This window comes from Pseudarthrobacter naphthalenicus (genome assembly GCF_029076445.1).
Taxonomy (GTDB): Bacteria; Actinomycetota; Actinomycetes; order Actinomycetales; family Micrococcaceae; genus Arthrobacter; species Arthrobacter naphthalenicus.
This window is the reverse complement of sequence record NZ_JARESG010000068.1, coordinates 1-1,862: the sequence shown is the minus strand read 5'-3', so window position 1 is coordinate 1,862 and position 1,862 is coordinate 1. Positions and strand designations below refer to the sequence as shown.

At 64.7% G+C, this 1,862-nt stretch carries 1 protein-coding gene and 1 pseudogene; both read left to right on the top strand.

The features are described from left to right. Positions 1-122 precede the first annotated feature (122 nt). Positions 123-224: pseudogene (locus PY310_RS21400) on the top strand (DNA-processing protein DprA); the annotation flags it as partial. Between the two features lie 572 nt (positions 225-796). Further along, on the top strand, positions 797-1,862 hold a 1,066-nt coding region (locus tag PY310_RS21395), incomplete at its 3' end, for a ParB/RepB/Spo0J family partition protein (protein ID WP_275216641.1).

Below are 1,862 nucleotides of genomic sequence, written 5' to 3'. Positions count from 1 at the left end.
ACGTTCCAGGGGCAATCATGGGAGCACCCTATGGGCAGCCACTGACAGCGAAGCTGACGTGTCCACCACAAAGAAGAACCAACCAATCACTGACAATCGAGGACGCTGTTCCATGACTACAGATAAACAGCGCCAATTCCGCAGGTTGCCACCGGCTCCTGAAAGAAGGAGGCGCGGAACTGGTGACTGACGCGGCTGAACTGAGCGAACTGCTCGCCAGCTAAACCGACGGGGTGGCCGGTCTTTCGGGGCCGGTCACCGCGGGCGGTCCGTCGTCGTGGCTGGCTTGTCCTGTTGGTTGGCGGCGGCGGACCGCCCATCCCGCAGCCGCCAGGTGCCGGGCGGCGTCCGCCGGCGTTGTCCGTGGTCCGGGGTGAAGGGCAGGCTCGCGGGGCTCGCCCTGGTTTCCGCTGCGCTGCAACCAGTTGAAGGGCGTCCGCTGGCGCGGCCGGCTGTTGGGTCCAGTGCCGGCTCCGCAGGGCTCCGCCGTCCCTGGCCCTGAGTTGTCTGCGACGCTTTTTGGCTGCTGTCCTGACGGATTGTACGTGTCCGCTCCGGCCGGTCTAGCCCCTCCTTCGTCGGGGCCTGCGGTGCAGGAAATGTCCCTGCGGCGCTCCTTCGTCGCTGATTTCCTCCGGGAATTTCCCGCACCTTGCCCTGCGGGTAGACAGGCCTCCGTCGGCCACAGCTCCGCAAGCTTCGCCAGCAGCCAAAACAACGGGGGAGAGGGGACGCTGGCCGGTCACCTGAGCCGCCCCACCCACCAACCCTTTCGGCAAAAAAGGAGCAACACCACATGAACGCAGCACCCACGCTTGAAATGCTCGACCCGGCCACGCTGACGGTCGATATCAATGTCCGGAAGGACGCCGCCCTGACCGCTGATTTCGTTGCCAGCATCAAAGAACATGGCGTGATGGAACCGGTGATCGCCCACCGGAAAGACGACGGGACCGTGCACGTGCTGATGGGCCAGCGCCGCACCCGCGCCGCCGTGGAAGCGCAGCGGCCCCTGATCCCGGTGATGATCATCGATTCCCCGGAGGAAGCCGAACGTATCGTGACGCAGGTGGTGGAGAACATTCAGCGCGCTGAACTGACCGAAGCGGACGAGGCCGACGCCTACCACCAGCTGTCCCTGATTGGTGTCTCGGCGGCCGCGATCGCGAAGAAGACTGGGCGCACCAAGACAACGGTGGAGTCCGCATTGAAGGCTAAGGCCTCCGACGCGGGAGCCGCCGCCCTGGGCAAAGGATGGAGCATCGAGGAGGCGCTAATCATGGCTGAGTTTGAGGCAGATGAAGAGGCCACGGCCGAGCTCGAGTCGGTCATCATGGACGAACCTGACCAGCTCCTGCACGTCGCGCAGCGGCTGCGGGACCGGCGCGAAAGCGCTGCCGCCCTCGCCGCGCTGATCGCCGAACTGGAAGCCCAGGGCAAGACCATCGTGGAGGACGCCGGACACTACGCCGACGACGACAACCTCTACGTCACCGCCGCCAAACGGGAGGACGGGGAACCGGCCACCGAGGAGGACGCCAACGCCGTTCTGATCACCACGGACTATCGGGGCCAGCACCGGACCCACGACGTGATCGCGGGGTGGAAGGACACGGGCTTCGCACCGAAGTACGAACGCTACGACGGCGGCCGCCCAGCGCAGAAAGGCCCCATGACCGAGGAGCAAAAGGCCGAGCGCAAAACCCTGATTGAGAACAATAAAGCGATGCTGTCCGTCCTGTTAACTGAACTTCATCGTAGAGTCTGGATCAGGGTTCTCCGGAGAGGTGGTACTCATGGACGACGTGCGGCTCAAACTGCTCGAGGGACGGACTGGCCTACTGGCAATAGGCGCCGTGGTC